Origin of the sequence: Plectonema radiosum NIES-515, assembly GCF_025753815.1 — a bacterium.
Taxonomy (GTDB): Bacteria; Cyanobacteriota; Cyanobacteriia; order Cyanobacteriales; family Nostocaceae; genus Hassallia; species Hassallia radiosum_A.
In genome coordinates, this window is sequence record NZ_JAOWRF010000007.1 from 1 (window position 1) to 21,920 (window position 21,920).

Annotated in this window: 14 protein-coding genes; 10 read left to right on the plus strand and 4 right to left on the minus strand. The window is 40.2% G+C overall.

The annotated features are described in order from the left end of the window. The coding region (locus OGM63_RS00890; RefSeq protein ID WP_263743613.1) for a hypothetical protein at positions 1–560 on the minus strand (560 nt) is incomplete at its 3' end. Between the two features lie 334 nt (positions 561–894). Between OGM63_RS00890 and OGM63_RS00895 the strand changes: the two genes are divergently transcribed. From OGM63_RS00895 to OGM63_RS00930, 8 genes are all read left to right on the plus strand, one after another. Beyond that, positions 895–1,311 carry a DUF3110 domain-containing protein gene (locus OGM63_RS00895; RefSeq protein ID WP_263743625.1) on the plus strand — a complete coding sequence of 139 codons (417 nt, stop codon included), beginning with the start codon at positions 895–897 and terminating at the stop codon, positions 1,309–1,311. Positions 1,312–1,472: 161 nt separating this feature from the next. Further along, entirely contained in the window at positions 1,473–2,402 is a 930-nt protein-coding gene (gene murQ, locus OGM63_RS00900; protein WP_263743614.1) for an N-acetylmuramic acid 6-phosphate etherase, read from the plus strand. A gap of 782 nt (positions 2,403–3,184) precedes the next feature. Further along, positions 3,185–4,381 carry a response regulator gene (locus tag OGM63_RS00905; protein WP_263743615.1) on the plus strand — a complete coding sequence of 399 codons (1,197 nt, stop codon included), beginning with the start codon at positions 3,185–3,187 and terminating at the stop codon, positions 4,379–4,381. A gap of 343 nt (positions 4,382–4,724) precedes the next feature. Continuing rightward, positions 4,725–5,087, plus strand: coding sequence for a response regulator transcription factor (locus OGM63_RS00910; RefSeq protein WP_263743616.1), 363 nt, complete (start codon positions 4,725–4,727; stop codon positions 5,085–5,087). Positions 5,088–5,171: 84 nt separating this feature from the next. After that, positions 5,172–5,645, plus strand: coding sequence for a chemotaxis protein CheW (locus OGM63_RS00915; protein WP_263743617.1), 474 nt, complete (start codon positions 5,172–5,174; stop codon positions 5,643–5,645). Positions 5,646–5,719: 74 nt separating this feature from the next. Next, entirely contained in the window at positions 5,720–9,760 is a 4,041-nt protein-coding gene (locus OGM63_RS00920) for a GAF domain-containing protein (protein WP_263743618.1), read from the plus strand. Positions 9,761–9,804: 44 nt separating this feature from the next. Next, positions 9,805–10,200, plus strand: coding sequence for a four helix bundle protein (locus OGM63_RS00925; protein ID WP_263743619.1), 396 nt, complete (start codon positions 9,805–9,807; stop codon positions 10,198–10,200). Between the two features lie 196 nt (positions 10,201–10,396). Beyond that, the gene (locus OGM63_RS00930; protein ID WP_263743620.1) at positions 10,397–14,056 is read left to right on the plus strand and encodes a hybrid sensor histidine kinase/response regulator; all 3,660 of its coding nucleotides are present in this window, start codon (positions 10,397–10,399) and stop codon (positions 14,054–14,056) included. A gap of 239 nt (positions 14,057–14,295) precedes the next feature. On the opposite strand, the gene OGM63_RS00935 is transcribed toward OGM63_RS00930, so the two are convergent. From OGM63_RS00935 to OGM63_RS00945, 3 genes are all read right to left on the minus strand, one after another. After that, positions 14,296–15,168: an ABC transporter permease gene (locus OGM63_RS00935; protein WP_263743626.1), complete on the minus strand. Its 873-nt coding sequence runs from the start codon at positions 15,166–15,168 to the stop codon at positions 14,296–14,298. A 279-nt stretch (positions 15,169–15,447) separates the two neighbouring features. Continuing rightward, complete coding sequence (locus tag OGM63_RS00940) at positions 15,448–16,533, minus strand: polyamine ABC transporter substrate-binding protein (RefSeq protein ID WP_263743621.1); 1,086 nt, start codon at positions 16,531–16,533, stop codon at positions 15,448–15,450. Between the two features lie 18 nt (positions 16,534–16,551). Further along, complete coding sequence (locus tag OGM63_RS00945; RefSeq protein ID WP_263743622.1) at positions 16,552–17,679, minus strand: ABC transporter ATP-binding protein; 1,128 nt, start codon at positions 17,677–17,679, stop codon at positions 16,552–16,554. A 412-nt stretch (positions 17,680–18,091) separates the two neighbouring features. Here OGM63_RS00945 and mrdA (OGM63_RS00950) point away from each other — a divergent pair, with 412 nt between their 5' ends. Further along, on the plus strand, positions 18,092–19,933 hold the full coding sequence (mrdA, locus tag OGM63_RS00950; RefSeq protein ID WP_263743623.1) for a penicillin-binding protein 2: 1,842 nt from the start codon (positions 18,092–18,094) through the stop codon (positions 19,931–19,933). 180 nt (positions 19,934–20,113) lie between these two features. After that, positions 20,114–21,895 (plus strand): penicillin-binding protein 2, encoded by a 1,782-nt coding sequence (gene mrdA, locus OGM63_RS00955; RefSeq protein WP_263743624.1) that lies wholly within the window; start codon positions 20,114–20,116, stop codon positions 21,893–21,895. Positions 21,896–21,920 lie beyond the last annotated feature (25 nt).

Genomic DNA, 21,920 nt, shown 5'->3' on the forward strand with positions numbered 1-21,920 from the left:
CCCTCTCCCCCTGTCCCCTGCCTCCTGCCTCCTTCTCGATACGGTGCCAAAACCAACTTGGCGTTACTAAACCGAATTTTGTCCAAATCAGTCTTGATAGCGCCGCTTTTAGTTGGTGGTGCTATGTTTGTAGTAATCCAGCGTCCTTGTTGATCCTGTTCTATGTAGAGATCCGGATTGACAAGAGTGACATCTAGCTTTAATGTATGCTTTGTGAGTAACTGTAAGATATCAAAACCTACATCCACTCCACCAATTGCCACTCGATCGGGATCTGTAGGTGTTGCTGGAATTGCTGAAGATCCAAAGCTGACTCCAGTCAGAGAAAATCCTTTAACTTTCCCCAGCTGAACTGGACGGTTAAGTGAAGTGGTAAGGTTTTGTTCTGCCAGGGGTGCTAACTCTTTTTGGACAAAAACCCACAATCTCCAAGCACCACCGATAAGTCCAACCAATAAAAGTCCACCCAAGCCAATACCACCGCGACTTAAGACTAGAAACCAAAAACGTTTATTAATACGGGCATTAGAGTTAGGATCTTGATGGGGAGAGTTAGCCATTTGGTTTTACTATTTACTCGCCGAATGTAGCTGCGACACAGAATAAAGCTAACAGACACAGTATTTCGACATGTCATTACCAGGATACGCCAACTCAGCCAGTGATACAGAATAGATAAAAATAGCGTATAAAGAAGAATGAATGCGAAATAACGCTTAATAGCTTTATGTAGGGCGATATTCGGGCTGTCAAGAAAATCTTAAGAATTTGGGAATTGGGCATTGAGAATTGGTAATTTCCCCTTTCCCCCTCTTCAAATCCCCTTTTTCCTTTCCCCGATCGCGCCATAATTTAATGAACAGATTCAAGATAAAAGGACTGATGATTACACCCATGCGTGTTTTTGTGTTAATTTTTAATGCGCGAACAGAAAATGAGGGAATTCACTCGATTCGGGTAGGCAATCTCGATAAAATTCTGATGTTCGAGTCAGAAGACGACGCTACCCGCTATGCTTTGTTGCTAGAAGCTCAGGATTTTGCCTCACCCACAGTCGAAGCGGTAAACGCCGAAGAAATCAAAGAATTTTGTGCAAGTGCTAATTATGACTGGGAAATCGTCCCCGAAAACGGCGAATTAGCCATTCCCCCAGAAATAAATGTACCAGAAACCGACTGGCAACCAAATGCCCCGGAACAGAACAATTTTGATGAAGAATCCCAGCGTCGCAACCAAGCCTCAGAAGAACAACCAGACTTTTCTGATTCGGAAATAGACACAATTCGTCGAAAATTAGAAGGATTGTTGTAATTAGGACTAAAGCTGCGTGTCATATTTTTTCACATCGAGGTTGTCAAGAGTCAAAAGTTAACAGTCTAAAAAGTCTTGACCCTTGACCCTTGACTGGATGACAAAAAACAACTGACAGTTAATAGTTAAGGGATAATTAATAGATGTAACGGATGTAGACAATGCAAAATTTGCAGGAGCGCGGGCATCTTTTAACCGAGCAGGTAAATCCGAATAGTCTAAACTTAGACCAGCTAAGTTGTTTGGAATTCGTAGAATTGTTTAACAGCGAAGACCAAAAAGCTGTGGCTGCGGTTGAAAAAGCGAAAAATCAGCTAGCCGAAACGATTGAACGCGCAGCAGAACGTTTGCGTCACGGAGGACGCCTGTTTTATGTCGGTGCGGGGACTAGTGGTAGATTAGGAGTCTTGGACGCTGCCGAGTGTCCCCCAACTTTTTGTACACCTCCAGAGTTAGTACAGGGGATAATTGCCGGTGGTGCAGGGGCACTAGTACGCAGTTCAGAAGATTTAGAAGACCGATCGCAAGATGGAGAAGCAGCGATCGCTCAACGACAAATTACACAACTAGATGTAGTCATCGGCATTACCGCCGGCGGTACAACACCTTTTGTTCATGGTGCGCTCAATGCTGCTCGTCAGCGCGGAGCCACTACCATTTTTATCGCTTGTGTCCCTGAGGATCAAGTTCAGATTAATGTCGATGTTGACATTCGTCTCTTAACAGGGCCTGAGGTGTTAGCTGGTTCAACTCGCTTAAAAGCTGGAACAGCAACAAAGCTAGCTTTAAACATCATTTCTACAGGAGTGATGGTCAAGCTGGGCAAGGTTTATGGCAATCGCATGGTTGATGTAGCAGTGACAAATCAAAAGTTAAGCGATCGCGCTTTGCGAATTTTGTCAGACCTTACAGGCTTAAGCCGTGAAGCCGCTAATTTGTTACTAGAACGCAGTGGCAAGTGGGTAAAATTAGCACTATTAATGCATTGGACTGGTTTGGAAAAAGAGGAAGGCCATCGGCTCTTGTCAGAACATCAAAGTAATCTCAGAGCAGCCATTGAGGCAACAAAGAAAAAGGGAGAAATCTCCTAAAACCACGAACTATATTAGCCCACGTAGGTGGGCTTCGTTTGTGTACCCCTAGGCTTCTAGCCTGTTCGCGATTGCGTCCGCTTGTCCCAGGGAATAAAGCGCTACTTTATATATATATGTTACGTATTTTTACTTATAAAAACAGGATTTTAGCCAAACTAAATCAATATATATATATATATTAATTTAAATAATTTAATATCGGAATTTTTCAACCTTACCCAGTTAATACAACATTGGGCTTATGCCTTCACTCCCAAGAACTATTGCAAGCTGAACAACTTAGCTTGTCTTTTGTCTTTTTTGCAAACTTTAGTTATTTTTATACAAAATCAAGTAGTTGAGTCAGTGTGAACATTCAGATATAACCGCACTGAGAAAAATATTATTTACTATTTTTTATATAACTGAACATTTTCCACTCTTCATTTATAATAGGTCTGATAAAATCAGACTATTTAGTAAAGATATAACAAATCCTAACTCATCTTCAAATTAAACAGAATAATACAATGTATCTAAAATGTTTAAATTAACTTCAAAATAAAAATCAGGATTTACACGGATTTGGTTCAACTGGCAAAATAGTAATATGATACATGGCTATATAGTGCATCTTGATCTTAAAATTTAGCAAACCCCCTAGATTAGTAAAATGTCGGCAGGGATGTAATCCGGATTAATTTGCCAGTATCCAGTGTATTTTGAAAAGATGCTTAGTCTTTGCTATATAGCTAATTATGTTTTTTGAAGGGCTGACTTTTTAATCAAAGGAATAAAGCATGAGTCATCCGGAATTGATGGTACTGAATAACTTACTTGATGAATTTAAAAGTTGTACTCAACAGCAATACAGTGGCAAGTTAAATATTAAAAGTTCCAAGGGACATCAATGGAGTTTCTATTATCGGCTAGGACGGATAGTTTGGGCAACAGGGGGAACTCATCCGTTTCGCCGCTGGCGTAGACATATGGCTCAACATTGTCCGGAAATTGATGTAGAGAAAATGCCGTTGCGGGTTGAGGATATATCAATTGACTACTGGGGTTATCGCCTCTTGGAAGTGTTGCATGAAAAACAGAAAATAAAACGTGAGCAAATTAACCCTATTGTAGAAAATACAGTCACAGAATTGTTATTTGACCTTGCTCAACAAACAAATTTTGCCTCTGTTACTTGCGATCGCAACGCCGAAGTTATCTTGGAGGCACCAATGAGCTTCACAAATGCAGATATGTCTCTGAAGCTGATGCAAGACACGTGGAAAAATTGGTCTGAAGCTGGTTTAGCGAGCTTTTCTCCTGACTTAGCACCAATTTTGCGAAGACCAGTGCAACTCGAGCAGCAGGTAAGCCAATCTGTCTACAAAAACTTTGTGACTTTAATCAACGGCAAATATACTCTGCGAGATTTAGCAGTCAAAATGAAGCAGAGTGTACTGCCAGTAGCCCGTTCTTTACTTCCCTATATACTAAAAGGACTCATTGAACTGATAGAAGCACCTGATTTGCCCTTACCAGTCACCGAGGTTAAAAAGAACTCTACTCCTCTACAACCAAAGACCCCAACAGCTCCATTGATAGCCTGTGTAGATGATAGCCCTCAGGTCTGTCTAATGTTAGAACAGATTCTGATCCCAAACGGACTGAGGTGTATCAAAATTCAAGATCCCGTGCAAGCGCTACCAATTCTAATTGAGCATAAGCCAGACTTGATTTTCTTAGATTTAGTAATGCCCGTTGCCAGTGGTTATGAAATCTGCGCTCAGTTACGCCGAATTTCTGTCTTCGCTAACACACCCGTGATTATCTTAACAGGCAGTGATGGTTTGTTTGATAGAGTTCGTGCCAAAGTCGTAGGTTCTACGGACTTTATCACAAAACCAGTAGTCGCTGATAAGGTAATGACTGTAGTACGTAAGTATGTACAATCTAAATCGTCAGTAAAGAGCGGATCTGATTTACAGATTTGTCATTAAGGATTGATAGTTAATCTTCCATAATGTATGAAACTATTAACCAGAAAGTCAGTTTTAAATATTAAGTTTACGCTGAAACATAGCTATAGCAGAACATCTTTAAAACTAAAGTTTAATCTGACCTCAACTCTCATTTTGAATTTTCAATAATACAAGTAAAGAGATTATGTATCGTCACCAACCATCCTTTTTTAATTTATAACGACAAAATTGTGAAGCCTAAGTACTTTCACGCTAGCCAAATTTAAAAACGATGAATAAAAATTAGATAAAGGCAAAAACTTGCACTTGTTTAATTTAAATACACAATTCATTTTTTTGTTTACTATATTAGGTAATTACCATGAATACTGTTTTAGTAGTTGAGGACGGTTTGACCGATATGAAAATCCTCAGCGGTTACTTGCAACAGGCAGGTTTTTCTGTGATTAGTGCCACAACCAGTGAAGAAGCTCAGGAAAAATTAAATCACAATCAACCAGATTTAATACTTCTCGACGTAATTTTGCCTGGAAAAAGCGGCTTTGAAATTTGCCGAGAGTTGAAAAATAATCCCATGACTAGCAAAATACCTGTAGTTTTTTGCTCCACTAAAGATAGTGATGTCGATAAAATGTGGGGCACTATGTTAGGAGCAGATGCTTATCTTTCTAAACCGATAAATCCCGAAGAATTAGTAGTAACGTTAAAACAGTTAATTAAATAGTTATTTATGTCATTTCCGGAAAATAATCAACTTATTTAATGATTGTCAATTACTCAAAATACAATTTTCAAAGGATAAATAACTTTGAACTCAGAGCAAAAGTTTTTAAGTTTTAATTTAGGTGCAAAAGATACAGCTGTAATTTCATTGCAGCATATTACAGAAGTATTGCAAGTGTCATTAACGGAAATATGTGGTGTACCGCAAATGCCTAGTTGCGTTTTGGGTATCTACAACTGGCGCGGCGAAATGCTTTGGTTAGTCGATTTACAAGATATGCTCGGTTATACACCACTTTTCCAAGGGGTAAATTTACTCTCAAAAATGATGGCTCTTGTGGTGCAAAACGAAGGTAAATCTTTAGGAATTTTGGTGCGCCAGCTTATCGATATTGAATGGCTAGATACAAAGCAGATAAAATTCCCAAATGCTGAATTATTTTCACGAGAAATGTCAGAATTTTTGCAGGGATATTTCATTAATGACTCAGAGGAGATGATTATTGCTGTTGATGCTGCGGCAATTATTCAAGCTCCCATTTGGGAAATTCATAATTGAAAATTTGGGAAATTCCAAAAATGATTGCCAAATATATAATAGCAATTTTTTCTTAAAAAATCGAGGTATATGAAATGACAAATTTATTTCAAGAAAATAAAGAAAACGGTCATCAGGCTGTTGATGCTAAAAATTTAGAAAATAACAATGTAAGCAATAACATAGATAATAGTATTTATAATAATCAAATATCGGTGGAATTAAACGTTGTCGAACAGCATTTCAAAAGTTGGCGACGGCAGTTGCAAGATATGGCAACGCAAATACGTCAAGCTTCAGATCAAGACGCCTTAGTAAAAATAACTACTGCACAAGTTAGAGAAAAAATTCCGTGCGATCGCGTTCTCATTTATCGTTTTGATTCTGATTATTCTGGTGTTGTATTAGCAGAGTCAAAAACAGTCGGGTGGACACCTGCAAATAGCGAAAAACTTCCAGCTATTATTTTTGGGTTAGCTGCAAGTCGAGATGATTTAGGAGAAGAATTTTTTGCTATCGAAGATACAAATAAAATAGAAATCACTCCCTATCAATTGCAACTGCTGGATAAATTTCAAATCAAAGCAAGTTTGAGTATACCGATTTTATTAAAAGGTGAAACTTGGGGCTTACTAGTAGTTCAAAATTGCGTTGCACCACGTCAATGGCAAGAAGTTGAAATTAGCTTGTTATCTCAAATTACCACAGAGTTTATCCACAAATTACAAGATTTTGAATTTGAAAAAAAACTGCAACAGCAAAAACTAGAACATACATCTATTACCAAAGTCATTGATAAAATTCAACGAGCATCAAGTATTGATAGAATTTTTCAAACAACAACTCAGGAAGTACGTCAATTATTGGAATGCGATCGCGTAGCAATATATCGCTTCAATTCTGACTGGAGTGGTGAGTTTATTGCTGAGTCTGTAGGTAATGAATGGGTGAAAGTTGTCGGACCTGGAATTAAAACTGTCTGGGAAGATACCCACTTGCAAGAAACTCAAGGGGGACGTTACCGCAATAATGAAACCTTTGTTGTCAATGACATTTATCAAGCAAATCATTCCCTTTGCCATCTAGACATTTTAGAACAATTTGAAGTCAAAGCATATGTAATTGTTCCTGTATTTTCTGGTACAAAATTATGGGGATTACTAGCAGCTTATCAAAACTCAGTAACTCGTGATTGGCAAGCTTGGGAAGTTCAATTATTGAATCAGTTTGGGGTAAATTTTGCTGTAGCAGTATCACAAGTAGAAAATTTAGAACAAGTGCGATTAAAATCTGAGGAATTAACTCAGATAGCTGAACAAGAAACAGCTTTAACCAAGGTAATCAATCGCATCCGACAAACCTTAGGTGTAGATGCTATTTTCAAAACAACTACTCAAGAAGTACGTCAATTATTACAATGCGATCGCGTAGCAGTATATCGCTTCAACCCCGATTTTAGTGGCGAATTTGTCGCTGAGTCTGTAGCTAATAGTTGGGTAAAATTGGTAGGACAAGGTATCACAACTGTTTGGGAAGATACTCACCTACAAGAAACTCAGGGAGGACGTTACCGCAACAATGAACCATTTGTAGTTAATGACATTTATCAAGTCGGTCATTCTCCTTGTCATCTAGACGTGTTGGAACAATTTGAAGCGAAGGCATATATGATTGTTCCTGTATTTTCTGGGCAAAAATTATGGGGTTTGCTAGCAGCTTATCAAAACTCAAAAACTCGAAATTGGCAAGTTAGGGAAGTCAATTTGTTAACTCAAATTGCTGTGCAATTTGGCATAGCTGTCTCACAAGTAGAATATATCCAACAAACTCAAGAACAATCTCAAAAACTTGCTCGCACAGCAGAACGTCAGCAAAATTTAATTTTCCTCACTCGCAAAATTGGAGAAGTACTAGCAGAAAAAGTTACAGAATCTTCCGCATTTGCTACTATTTTGCAAACGACAGCGGCTGAAGTTCGCCGATTATTGCAAGTAGATCGCACCGTAGTTTATCGCTTCAATCCTGATTTTAGTGGCGAATTTGTGGCGGAATCTGTTAACAAAAATTGGATTCCTTTTAAAGAACAAAAATTCCAGAAAAGCTCTCTACAAAATAACGGGGATTGCAATACCATACGGACTCTTGCAGGAATCAATATTAAAGATACTTATTTACAAGAAAATAAAGGAGGTCGTTATCAACAGAAAACTAGTTTTGTCGTCGATGATATCTACAAAGCTGGGTTTCCTGCTTGCTACATTGAACTTCTAGAACAATTTGAGGCAAAGGCTTATCTGACTGTTCCGATTTTTAAAGAAGGTAAACTTTGGGGATTGCTAGCTAGTTATCAAAACTCGCAAAGCAGACATTGGGAAGAGTTTGAAGTAAATGTAATGACACAGATTGCTGTGTTGCTAGGAGTAGCTATGCAACAAGCAGAAACTTTAGAGCAGTTGCAGCGACAATCTCGCGAAGTCGCTTTGACAGCAGAACGCGATCGCGCTGTTGCCAAAATCATTGATAAAATCAGACAATCCCCAGACATTGAAACGATTTTCACTACATCCACAAAAGAAGTGCGATCGCTACTTAACACCGACCGTGTAGCCGTTTATCGTTTCAACCCAGATTGGAGTGGCGAATTTATTTCTGAATCTGTGACTACTAACTGGAGCAATCTGGTAGAAAAGCAGTATAAAATCTTACGCTTGCAAGAAAGCGTTAGTAATTGCAATGCAATGCAAACGCTGATTCAAAGTAGCAAACTACAACAGGCAAACAGCACTTCTATCGCAGACACATACTTACAAGAAACTCAAGGTGGGAGATTCCGTCATAAACAAACCTATGCGGTTGCAGATATCTACAAAGCGGGATTTTCGGCTTGTTACATAGGGGTTTTGGAAGAGTATGAAGCTAAAGCTTATGCGATCGTTCCGATTTTCCAAGGACAAAAACTCTGGGGAATGTTAGCAGCTTACGAAAATAAGAGTCCGCGTGAATGGGAAGAATCAGAAGTCAAATTACTAGCACAAATTGGCGACCAGTTGGGGATAGCATTACAACAAGCTGAATATCTGCAACAACTACAAACACAATCGACACAACTAACAGAAGCAGCAGCAAAAGACAAAGCTGCCAAAGAGCTATTGCAGAAAGGAGCCATGCAGTTACTCAGTGCAGTCAGACCCGCACTCGATGGAGATTTGACCGTGCGTGCGCCAATTACAGAAGACGAGTTAGGCACCATCGCCGACGCTTACAATAATACCCTCCAAGCCCTGCGGCAAATTGTCATCCAGGTGCAGTCAGCCGCTCAACAAGTCGCCCAAACCTCTAGTAACAGCGATGCTTCACTGACGACACTAACAACCCTGGCAAAGCAACAGTCCGAAGAAATTACTGAAGCTTTAAGCGAGATTCAACAGATGGTTGACTCGACTCAAGGTGTGGTCGCTAATGCAGAGTTGGTAAAAGTAACAGTGCAACAAGCCAACCAAACTGTTGAATCTGGCGATGCAGCGATGAACCGGACTGTAGAAGCAATCCAAGGAATCCGCGAAACTGTTGCTCAAACCAGCAAAAAGATTAAACGTCTGAGTGAATCTTCACAGAAAATCTCCAAAGTGGTGAATTTGATTAGTAATTTTGCCACGCAGACAAACGTATTAGCTCTGAATGCTGCCATTGAAGCGACTCGTGCAGGTGAATATGGCAAAGGCTTTGCAGTTGTAGCTGATGAAGTACGTTCTTTGTCTCGTCAATCAGCCGCAGCAACGATAGAAATTGAAAAATTAGTCCAAGAAATTCAAGCTGAAACTGGGGAAGTTGCAGTCGCAATGGAAACAGGGATTCAGCAGGTTGTAGAAGGTACAAATCTGGTGAATGAAACTCGGCAAAACTTGAATGCGATTGTAGCGGCTACTGCTGAAATTAGTCAATTACTACAGCAAATTACCAAAGCTACCCAAACACAAATGGCGCAATCTGTATCGGTAACAGCTTCAATGAAGGATGTAGCAACAATTGCTAACAATACTTCCACAGAAGCTAACGAAATTGCCACTGTTTTTCAAGAATTATCAGGAATGGCGCAAGAATTATTGGCGAGTGCAAGTAAGTTTAAAGTTAATTAAAAAAGCAGGGAGTAGGGAGTAGGGAGTAGGGAGTGGGGAAAGAAATGGCAAATTGTGAAATTCGCTCTTATCAGGATTTACAAGTTTGGCAAGAAGGAATGAATTTAGCTGAAGCTTGCTATCAACTAACGAGGACATTTCCAAAAGACGAACTTTACGGAATGACTTCACAGATTCGTCGAGCATCTGCGTCAATTCCAGCTAATGTCGCCGAGGGCTATGGGCGGGAGTATCGAGCAGAATACATAAGACATCTCCGAATAGCGCAAGGCTCTCTCAAAGAGCTAGAAACTCACCTGCTACTCTCAGCCAGAGCCGGGGTTGGACTGACAACAACTCAAGCAGTTAATCCAATTTTGAATAAATCTGAATCTGTAGGAAAACTGCTTCGCGCTCTAATTCGTTCTTTAGAGAAAAAGGGAGTAGGGAGTAGGGAGTAGGGAGTAGGGAGTAGGGGAAGAAATTTTGAACGAAGCAAATAGAGTGCCGATCAAGTCTTACCCCCATTCCCCATTCCCCCAACGGGAGAGCCAGTCGCCTCAACGCTCTTAACCCGCGCACGGCGCTGGACTCCCCACTCCCCACTCCCCACTCCCCACTCCCCACTCCCCACTCCCCACTCCCCACTCCCCACTTATGATCGCAGATCCTTCAATTCGCCAACAAGGCTACATTTACTTTTTAACTGAAGCACCAGAGTTGCTTCAAACTCTTGAGCAAGAACTGTTCAGCTTATCAGCAGGTTATAGTACTGCTAAAATACATAATTTAATGCGAGCAACTCATACAATAAAAGGGGGAGCCGCTAACGTTGAACTAGAGGTAATTAAAACTGTCGCTCATTATTTAGAAGATGTATTTAAGGCTCTTTATAACCCAGATGTGGTTATAGATACTGAATTACAAACTCTTTTATTGCAAGCTTATGAATGTCTGCGCTTACCATTAACGGCAGAACTTAACGGAACTTATGTTAATGATGAAGAAATTCTTCAACGAGCTGCTTCAGTGTTTGCACAATTGCAAGAAAAACTGGGTGATGCTTTTGGCGCTGAAACTTATATTCCTACTTCGATAGAATTGGGATTTGATATTGTTCAGTCTGTCTTTGAAGTCGGAGTTGGACAACGTTTAGAAAGTATGGTGGAAATTATTAAAGATCCATCAGACAATGCTGAACTTATCAATTTCTTACGTTCTCAGGCTGAGGTATTTATCGGTTTGGCAGAATCTCTAAATTTGCCTGGGTTTGGAGAACTTGCCCAAACAATTCTTGCTGCGTTGGAAACTAACCCCACTCAAGCGCGTCAGGTTGGGGAAATTGCGGTTGCAGATTTGCAGCAAGCACGAGAAGCAATTTTAGCAGGCGATCGCTCTCGTGGTGGAGAACCTTCTTTAGCTTTGCAAAAATTCACAACACTAGCAGGTGATAAGCTGTCAGTTACTGATTCAAGTGATGTAAAAAATGAACTACCAGACAAATCTTCTATAAACTATCCTTTATCATCAGTTGTCACGACATCTTTAAGAACCGAAATTCAAAAATTATACAAATATTTTACCCAACAAGGTAATAATCCACTGTTACAACCAGTAGTTGCCAAGTTTTATTTAAAAGTAATTCGCTACATTCTCGGATGGTTTAATCATGAAAAAGACATTGTTGAGCAAGAATTGAGTTTGGCTCTGCTTATTCCTAAATCAGATGTAAATAATCCGGTCAATTATCTGGAAAATTGGCTAAAAGAATTTTGGGAATTTTTGGAAGATGAAGAAGATACCCAGAGCTTACGTCTTTACCGTCAAGGCGTAATTTTAACTATTATTCTTGCCGTTGCTAAATATCAGTGTCAAAACGCTGAGAGCGATATACCAGTAATTCAATTACTACAAAATAAAATTAGTAAATTAGCAAAAGAATATAAAAATTATCCTTTTGTCACTGCCCAAGAAAAAAAATGGCTTGATCATAATAAATTACAAAAACTGTTAGAAATAAAAAAAATATCTACACCTACACCTCTAGAATCGACAGACAACACTCTAGAGGGAATATGGGGAGAAGAAATTACCCATGCTACTAAAGTTTTAACAACGCAAACTCAAGTTGAAAGTAACAATTACTACCTTGACGAAAACACGGAATTATTAACTGTTAGTCAGCCCAAAAAAATAGATATTCTAGAAACAATTGCTGAAGTCGTCCCTGATTTAACTGCAAATATTAACAGACAAATAGAAGAAAAACTCCAGCCTACTAAAACTAAAACTTATCGGCAACGTTCATTTGTGAGAGTGGATGTAGAGGGACTGCAACGCCTCAATTATCTGGCGGGAGAATTACTAATTTACCACAAACGCCGGACTTTGCAGGATGAAAAACTCACAGAAAAAATTGAACAATTATTCCAGCAAATTAACAGACACCAAACCACTTTAAATCAATTACGCGATTTACCACTACAGTTGCAAAATTTCCCTCGACAAAATAGACAAAATTTTTCAACGGTGGACTTCGACTCTTTGGAAATGGATGAATATACAGAATTTAATCTGGTATTGTATTCAGCTTTAGAAGAGACACTGCAACTGCAAGAAACTACAGAATGCCTTGATTTACTGCTCAGACAATCGATTCAAATTCACGACAAAAAACAGCGTTTGGCATTAGGTATTATTGATAATCTCGTGGAAGCACGGATGTTACCTTTGGGTAATATCCTGGAGCGTTTTCCCCAGATGGTACAGAATTTGGGGAATGTCTATAGCAAAATTGTAGAATTGAAACTTACTGGAACAGCTGTGTTAGTGGATAAAGCGATCGCCGAAAAACTATACGATCCTTTATTGCAGTTGGTACGTAATGCTTTTGACCACGGGATTGAATCTCCAGAAGTTCGACGCGATCGCCAAAAACCTGAACAAGGTGTTATTGAAATTCGTGCTTATCATCAAGGTAGTCAAACTATCATTGAAGTTCGCGATGATGGTCAAGGTTTGAACTTCGACAAAATTCATCATAAAGCGATTGAATTAGGTCTTATATCCGCTGACGATCAAGCTAGAGGCTATACTTATAACCCGACTGAATCAGTTCTATTAGAACTGATGTTTTCACCGGGATTTTCCACCGCTGGGAAGGTGAGTGAAATTTCTGGACGCGGTATGGGATTGGATATTGTACGCTCTCAATTGCTGGCACTTAATGGTTCTATTTCAGTTCAATCATTGCCCAATCAAGGAACAAATTTTACACTTAAAATTCCTTTTTCTATGACTACCGACCGATTAATGTTAGTTCAAGCGGGGGTTGCTATATATGCCTTGTTGTTGGATAGTATTGAAAAAATATTGATTCCCTCTAGTGAGCAAATCAAGGAATTTGAAAGCAAAAAAGTCTTGCACTGGAACACAGGTAAGGATGAGCGGATGGTGAGTCTGCGTAAATTTTCAGAGTTGATAAACTATAATGGTTCATTTGCTAGCGGGAGTATATCGCAAAATCACCCAACGAATTATGACACAGTAGTAAAGTCTAATCCTGTACTTTTGCTACGGCGAAATCAAGAAGTTTTGGGTTTAGAAGTTGACCAAATAATCGGCGAACAAGAGCTGGTAATTAGACCTTTAGGAAATGCGATCGCTCCCCCAAAATATGTTTATGGTTGTAGTAGTTTAGCGAATGGTACTCTCATCTTAGTAATTGATAGTGCGCTGCTGTTACAGTCTGGCGAAATGCAGGCAACACTTGATGTTACGACGCAGCCAACAGCGCATTTGTTAAATAAAAAAGCTTTACCTTTATCAGGTTTAATTGGTTCTACTACACTGCTACTCAATCCATCTGCTGCAAGCAAGCAGCCTAGTCAATTAACGCTAAATAACAACTCAGTAAAAGTAATTTTAGTAGTAGATGATGCAATTAGTCTGCGCCAAACTCTTTCTCTCACGTTACAAAAATCTGGCTACCAAGTATTACAAGCCGAAAATGGTGTAGATGCTTTAGAAAAGTTGGAGCAGCATCCCGAAATTCAGGTTATAATTTCCGATTTGGAAATGCCCCGAATGAATGGTTTTGAGTTATTAAGTAATATCCGTCAAAACCCAAAATTGATCAAAAAACCTGTAGTAGTTCTTACTTCTCGCAGTGCAGAAAAACATCGCCAATTGGCACATGCATTAGGTGCAAATGCTTATTTAACTAAGCCTTATTTAGAGAATGAGTTTCTCTCTACTGTCGAGGATTTAATTAGCAGCGATGTTGATGATTTGACTCAGTTTGTGATGAATCATTAATAGAAGTGCAGCGGAGAATATCCCCTTATCTCCATAAAAAAAATCGAGGAGGTGTCTCCCTAATAACTCTCAATAATTCTTGGAACAGCATTCCATGCGGATCGTCAAGGGAACCTCTTTTTATGTAAAACTAAGGATAATTGCGTAGAAAATCTCTCTGCCTTCTTGCGATCGCTGACATAAAACTTTTTCCTCCTCAAGAAAAAGCCTCTTGATGAATTTGTGAATCTAGAAAATTTTTACCGTTTTGGTGAACCATCACCAAACTTAATCAAAAGCGCGATCGCTATACCCACAAATAAAATTATTGCCATACTTAAAGCTGAACCAAAGCCCCAATTTTGCGTAGAGCCGAGAAACTGGTTATAAATCAATCTTGCAGCTGTCATACTCGAAGCACCACCGAGTAATTCTGGATCGACAAAATCCCCCAATCCGGTTATAAATACTAACATTGAACCAGCAGCTATTCCTGGCAAAGTTTGCGGTACAGTCACTTGCCAAAAAGTTTGGAGAGGATTTGCACCTAAATCTGCTGCTGCTTCTAACAAGCGCTTGTCTAGTTTTTCTAAAGAGGCATATAGAATTAAAACCATATAAGGCAATAAGCCGTAGCTCATGCCAATTAATACTGCTGAATCCTGGTTTAATAAATCTAAAGTTGGTAAACCTAAATTGCTAAGTAAACTGTTAATTAAACCAGTTGGACGCAAAATTGTAATCCAAGCATAAGAACGAAGTAAAGAAGAAGTCCACAAAGGTAAAACAAAGCCTAATAAAAGTAAATTTCGCCAACGTCTAGGGGCTATTTGAGCAATCCAATAGGCGACGGGTAAAGCGAAAATTAAACAAATTATTGTCGTGGCGATCGCCAAAAAAAGCGATCGCTTAATTACTTGCAGATAAAGTGGGTCAAATATCCGAATATAATTATTGAATCCACTCGGATTTACTAAATTCCCCGGTCGAATATCCGGTACTAAACTTAATTCAAAAATTATCAGTGTTGGTAATACCAACAAAAGTAACAACCAAACGCCAGATGGCGCAAGTAATGCCAAAGGTTGCAACCAGTTAAAATTTGAGCGATGCACTTTTGGCAATTTAGCGATGTCGCTTGACGAATTTAGTTGAGAACGACCAGTTTGACTAGACACAGGATTAAGTTAGGAGTTGGGAATTAAAAGTTAGGAGTTGGCAATTAAAAGTTAGGAGTTGGGAATTAAAAGTTAGGAGTTAGGAATTAAAAGTTAGGAGTTAGGAATTAAAAGTTAGGAGTTGGCAATTAAAAGTTAGGAGTTGGCAGTTTTCATTAAATCAATTATTTTCTTTTATCTATTATAATTCTTAATTACTCACTCCTAACTCCTCACTCCTCACTCTTAACTATTTTAGCCGCTGGTTAATTGTGTCCAGTAGCGTTCGTAAACTTCTTCAAATTGCCCCAAAGGAGTTGCGCGTTCGCACTTCTCTAAAACCGACTCTGAGGGAAATAAAGTTGTATTGTTCTGTAAACTTTTTGGTAATTGCTCAAATCCTGCGCGATTGGGGGTAGCAATGTTCAAACGTTCACTGATTTGTGCGGCTACTTTTGGTTGTAAGAGAAAGTTAATCCAGGCATAAGCTCCATCAATATTCGGGGCTGTTTTGGGAATTACAATTGTATCAGTCCATAACGAAGAACCACTGCGGGGAGTTACATATTTGAGTTGAGGATTTTCTTGAGTCATTTTTACCCCATCTGCTGAGTAACACATTGCCAAGACTAAATCTCCTGCCAAAATTTGATTTCGCCATGCATCGGTATCAAAAGCAGCGATCGCACTTTTGAGAGTTTTCAATTTTTCATAAGCTTGTTTAATTTCACTTTCGTTTTTTGAGTTGAAGGAATAACCCAGCATTTTCAAAGTTGCACCCATTACCTCCCGCACATCATTTAACAACGTCATCCGCTTTGATAATTGCTTTTGGTTCTGCCAAAGATAGTCCCAATCTTTGGGTGGTGGATTGAGTATTTCTGAATTATAAAGTAAACCAGTCGTCCCCCAATTAAAGGGGATACTGTAGCGGTTATTGGGATCGTAAGTGGGATTTTTAAATTGGGGAAATAAATTATCAAGACCAGTCAAGCGATCGCGTTTTATTTCTGCTAACAACCCCAAGTTAACCATCTTCTGCACCATGTAGTCAGATGGGTAAATCGTGCTGTAAGTACCACCTCCACTAGCTTGCAATTTAGCTAACATCACATCATTAGAATCATACACATCTGCAAGCACTTTTACACCAAATTGGTTAGTAAAACTTTGCAGCAATTCTGGATCGGTATATTGCGTCCAGGTGTAGATATATAATTGGTCACGGGAACCTTTGTTGGTAGAATTAGCTCGCACTTGGGCAAGTCTCCAGCCACAACCAGTCAAAGATGAACTAGAAAGCGCTGCAACCCCTTTTAAAAATTCTCTTCTTTTAGTCATTAGACTCTTGACTCTTGACTATGGACTAATAGCTAAACAGTCAGTTTCTGCCCACCAGACGTAAATTGGTTTGTCACGGTCTGGTAAGCTGCCAAAGGTATTGGGTTGCAAAACAGTGATAGTGACACCATTGGTTAATTCCACAACGTAATTAACGTGGGTTCCCAAATACATGATGTTACCAAGTCGTCCTTCAAAGCAGTTAGTCGGTAAATTTGGTGGATAAAGTGAGAGTTGAATTTTTTCTGGACGCACACTCACCATCACTGCTTGGGATAATTCAGTTGGTGTATCTTCAAAGCGGTTGACAACAATTGAAAGTCCTGATTTTGTCATAATTCGCACAGCAACAGGGTCTACTGCCGCAATTTCACCGCTGAACAAATTAGTATCACCAATAAAATCAGCGACAAACGGTGTTTGAGGATGTTCGTAAATTTGGCTGGGAGTACCAATTTGTTCAATTTTGCCTTGATTCATCACTGCAATGCGATCGCTCAAAGATAGCGCTTCTTCTTGGTCATGTGTCACCATGATGAAGGTCAACCCCAAATCTTTGTGTAAATTTGATAGTTCAACCTGCATTTCTTTACGGAGTTTTAAATCTAAGGCTCCCAAAGGTTCATCCAGCAACAACACTGTGGGACGATTGACTAATGCCCGTGCTAATGCTACCCTCTGTTGTTGACCACCTGATAATTGACTAGGAAAGCGCGATCGCAAACTTTCCATTTTCACTAGCTTTAAAGCATCTTTAACTCTACTTTCAATTTCTGATTTGCCTAATTTCCGCAAACGCAGACCGAAGCCAATGTTATCCCACACATTCAAATGGTTGAATAGAGCGTAGCTTTGAAATACAGTATTTACAGGTCGCCGGTAAGCAGGGACATTAGTCATATACTGACCTCGAATCAATAGCTTGCCAGCATCCACCCTTTCAAACCCAGCAATTAAACGGAGTGTAGTTGTTTTGCCGCAACCGGATGGACCGAGAATACTAAAAAATTCTCCCTGTTTCACATCCAAATTTATTCCGTGTACCGCTGGTTCAGAGTTAAAAAACTTAAAAACATCATGCAGTTCCACATCAAGCGACTCAAAAGCCCCTATCCCCCCCTGATTTTGCGTTAAAGTTTGAGCCATAATTCTCACTAGACTACCGTGATAATACTAGATTTTGTCAATTAATGTAGTATGGGTGCAAAGCAGACTACACATCACACTTTGGTTTATTGTATCCACGAAAAACAAGGTATTGGTGATTGGGAACACTCTTAGTGGATATTTAATGAATGCAAAATGGCTGAAAATTCTTTATTTATAATTCTTATACCAAGTTGCGTTCTCTTGTGGTATGTCATAGTCAATGAGATTGCTTCCTTCTCCTGTGGTCGCGCTACGCGAACGTCGCCATGACGGGGTACTATTTTTGAATAAAATCTAGTATTACCTAGTCCAAAGGCGTCCCCAGTCCCTAAATTTGCACTCTTGTCCTGCGCGGTATTTAGCGCAATTGTATACAGTTAATGCTAATCTCGAAATTTTTATTTGTCTTATGTCTATCTTACAATCCTTTAAACTTGGCGGTAAAAAAGATACACGTACAGTCGGACGAAGTTCTCAGTCAATATTTTTCATCATATTTACCCTGGTGATGATAACTGGTGTTGCCGCTCGTTTGGGATATTTAGAAATTGTTCAAGGACCACAACTCCGGAAACGAGCAGAGGCAAACCGAATTAGAATTATTTCCAAGCAGCCAGAAAGAGGTAACATTTTTGACCGCAATGGCAAACTTTTAGCTAGTACTCGCTATCCTCGCTCTGTCTACTTGTGGCCTATGGCTCACACGAAACCAGAGTGGTCAATTGTTGCCCCCCGTCTATCTAAAATTCTGGAAATTCCTCAAGATGAGATTGAAGAGAAACTTATACAGGCAGGGCCTAACTCTTCCTCACTTGTACGGATTGCTCGCAATTTGAACGAAGCACAAATTACGGCACTCAAAGAGTATGAAAGCGAACTAAAAAATGTAGAAATTCATACGGAAGCAGTGCGTTATTATCCCCACTATCAAGCCTTAGCTCATGTGCTAGGTTATACGCGAGAATTGACTGCGGTTCAGTTGACAGAAAGAGTCAAAGATGGCTACAGACTGGGAGATGTAATTGGTCAGATGGGGATAGAAAAGGCGTATGAAAAAACACTGCGGGGTGAATGGGGTGGTCAGCAGGTAGAAGTAGATGGCAGAGGTCGTCCGTTGCGGGTATTGGGAGAGAAACAGGCAAAAGCTGGTAACGATTTGCACTTGACTATAGATATTGAAGTGCAAAAGGCAGCGGCAAAAGCTTTAGGCACTACTAAAGGTGGAATTGTGGCAATCGATCCGAGGAATGGTGCTGTTTTGGCAATGGTGTCTTATCCTACCTTTGACCCAAATATCTTTTCTAAGCAAAAAGTTACTAAAAAAGACTGGCAAACCTTACAAGGTAAAGATCATCCGTTGGTAAATCGCACCCTCAGCGCTTTTCCACCAGCCAGTACTTTTAAAATTATCACTACGTCGGCAGGGTTAGAATCAGGTAAATTTACTCCGGATACAGTGTTGCAAACTTTCGGCTCGCTAACTGTTGGTGGGGTGACTTTTGGTGAATGGAACCACTCTGGATTTGGTCCATTGGGATTTCCGAGAGCGATCGCTATGAGTAGTGATACCTTTTTCTATCAAGTTGGTAGAAGAGTCGGTGGTCCAACTTTGATTGAATGGAGTCGCAAATATGGCTTTGGTCAAAGAACCGGCATTGAGTTTGCTTCGGAAGAATCAAAAGGCTTGGTTCCAGACGAGTCATGGAAACAGAAAGTTTGGAAGACACCCTGGACTGTCGGCGACAGCATAAATATGTCCATTGGTCAAGGCGCTTTGCAAGTAACACCACTGCAATCAGCAATTATGTTTTCTGTTCCTGCTAATGGTGGATACCGCGTACAGCCGCATTTGCTCAAAGACAACGAACAAGCAAAAAACTGGCGCACATCCTTAAATATGAAACCGACAACCATCAAAGTTCTCCGCGATGGTCTGCGGAAGGTGGTAACTGAGGGGACGGGTCAGCGTTTGAACGTACCAACAATTGCCCCATCATCGGGAAAGAGTGGCACCGCTGAAGCTGGTGTTGGTCGTCCAAATCACACTTGGTTTGGTGCCTATTCTCCCAGCGATAAGCCGGAAATTGCGGTTGTAGCGTTTGGCGAAAACTCCGGGGGACATGGCGGAACCGATTGTGGACCGATGGTTTTACAAGTGCTGGAAGCGTATTTTCAATCGAAGTATCCAGGCAAGTATCAGAAACCTGTAGTTGAAGGTGCAAAACAGGAGGCTAGCGATCCATCGCGTTAATTTGTGTAGTGAGCACTTTAGTGCTTAAAGAGAGCACTAAAGTGCTCACTACTGATAGAAAATTATGATAGTTACCCTGTTGTTTTTCCAATACATCCTGTGTGGGACTTTACCTGACAGAGTGACAATTTTGTTGAATTATATACAAAGAAGATTTATTTAGATATTACTCTTAATATTATGACCCCATTACGATTATGGCTTGGCAAGAAAAAAGATACACTCACAGTCGGACGGGGTTTTAAGTCAATATTCTTCATCGTATTTACTTTATTAATGATCGGTGGAATGGGTTCTCGTTTGGTATATTTACAAATTATTGAAGGAACGCAGCACCGCAAGCAAGCAGAGTCCAACCGGATTCGGATAATTCCCAAACAACCAGAACGAGGCAACATTTTTGACCGCAATGGCAAACTTTTAGCTAGTACTCGCTATCCTCGGTCTGTGTATTTGTGGCCTATGGCTCATACTAAAGAAGAATGGCGCAAAGTTGCACCGCGTTTATCGCAAATTCTCGATATTCCCCAAGAAGAAATTGAAAAGAAACTACAACAGGCTGGTTTTAGCTCTTCTTCGTTAGTGCGGATTGCTCGTGATTTAAATGAAGCGCAAGTTACTGCATTGAAGGAGTATGAAAATGAACTCCACGATGTAGAAATACATACCGAAGCAGTTCGCTACTACCCGCACGGTAAAGCCTTGGCTCATGTACTCGGTTATACGCGGGAACTGACTCCTGAACAGTTGCAAGAAAAGAAAAAAGACGGCTACCGATTAGGAGATGCGATCGGTCAGATGGGGGTAGAAAAAGCGTATGAGAAAACGCTACGGGGGGAATGGGGGGGTCAGCAGATAGAAGTTGATGGTAGAGGTCGTCCGCTGCGGGTTTTGGGCGAGAAACAGGCAAAAGCTGGTCACGATTTGCACTTGACTATAGATGTGGATTTGCAAAAAGCAGCAGAAAAAGCTTTAGGAGGTCGCAACGGTACGATTATCGCACTTGACCCAAACAACGGTGCGGTTTTGGCAATGGTGTCTCATCCTACCTTTGACCCAAATATCTTTTCTAAGCAAAAAGTTACTAAAAAAGATTGGCAGACGGTACAAGGTGAAGATTATCCTTTGCTGAATCGCGCTTTGCGAGCTTATCCCCCTGCTAGTACTTTTAAAATTGTGACTACGGCAGCTGGGTTGGAATCGGGTAAATTTTCTCCTGATACAATATTGCAAACTTACGGTTCCCTGACTTTCGGTGGGACTAGATTTGGTGAATGGAACCATAAAGGCTTTGGTCCGTTGGGATTTACGGGAGCGATCGCTAACAGTAGCGATACGTTTTTCTACCAAATTGGTCAGAAGGTCGGTGGTCAAACTTTAATTGAATGGACTCGTAAGTTTGGATTTGGTGAAAAAACTGGGTTTGAGTTCGCTTCTGAAGAATCCAAAGGCTTTGTTCCAGACGAGTCATGGAAACAGAAAACTTGGAAAATGCCTTGGACTGTTGGCGACAGCATTAATATGTCAATTGGTCAAGGGGCACTATTAAGCACACCGTTGCAAGTCGCCGGCATGTTTGCCGTACCTGCTAATGGTGGCTATAGAGTTCAGCCACATTTGCTTAAAGACAATCAAGAAGCAAAAAGTTGGCGCGAACCTGTAAATATGAAACCATCAACCGTCAAAATTCTCCGTTCTGGATTGCGTCAGGTAGTCACAGAAGGTACCGGCAAGGCTTTGAATGTGGCAACACTTCCCCCAGTAGCTGGTAAAACTGGCACCGCTGAAGCATGGAAGCGTCAAGGTGTCAAAGCAAATCATGCTTGGTTTGGTGGTTATGCGCCAGCTGATAAACCGGAGATTTTAATTGTAGCATTTGCCGAACATTCCGGCGGTGGCGGTGGTAGCATTGCTGCACCGATGGCTTTAAAAGTTATGGAAGAGTATTTTCAAAAGAAGTAATTCAGGTAGTTGAGGGGAGTGGGGG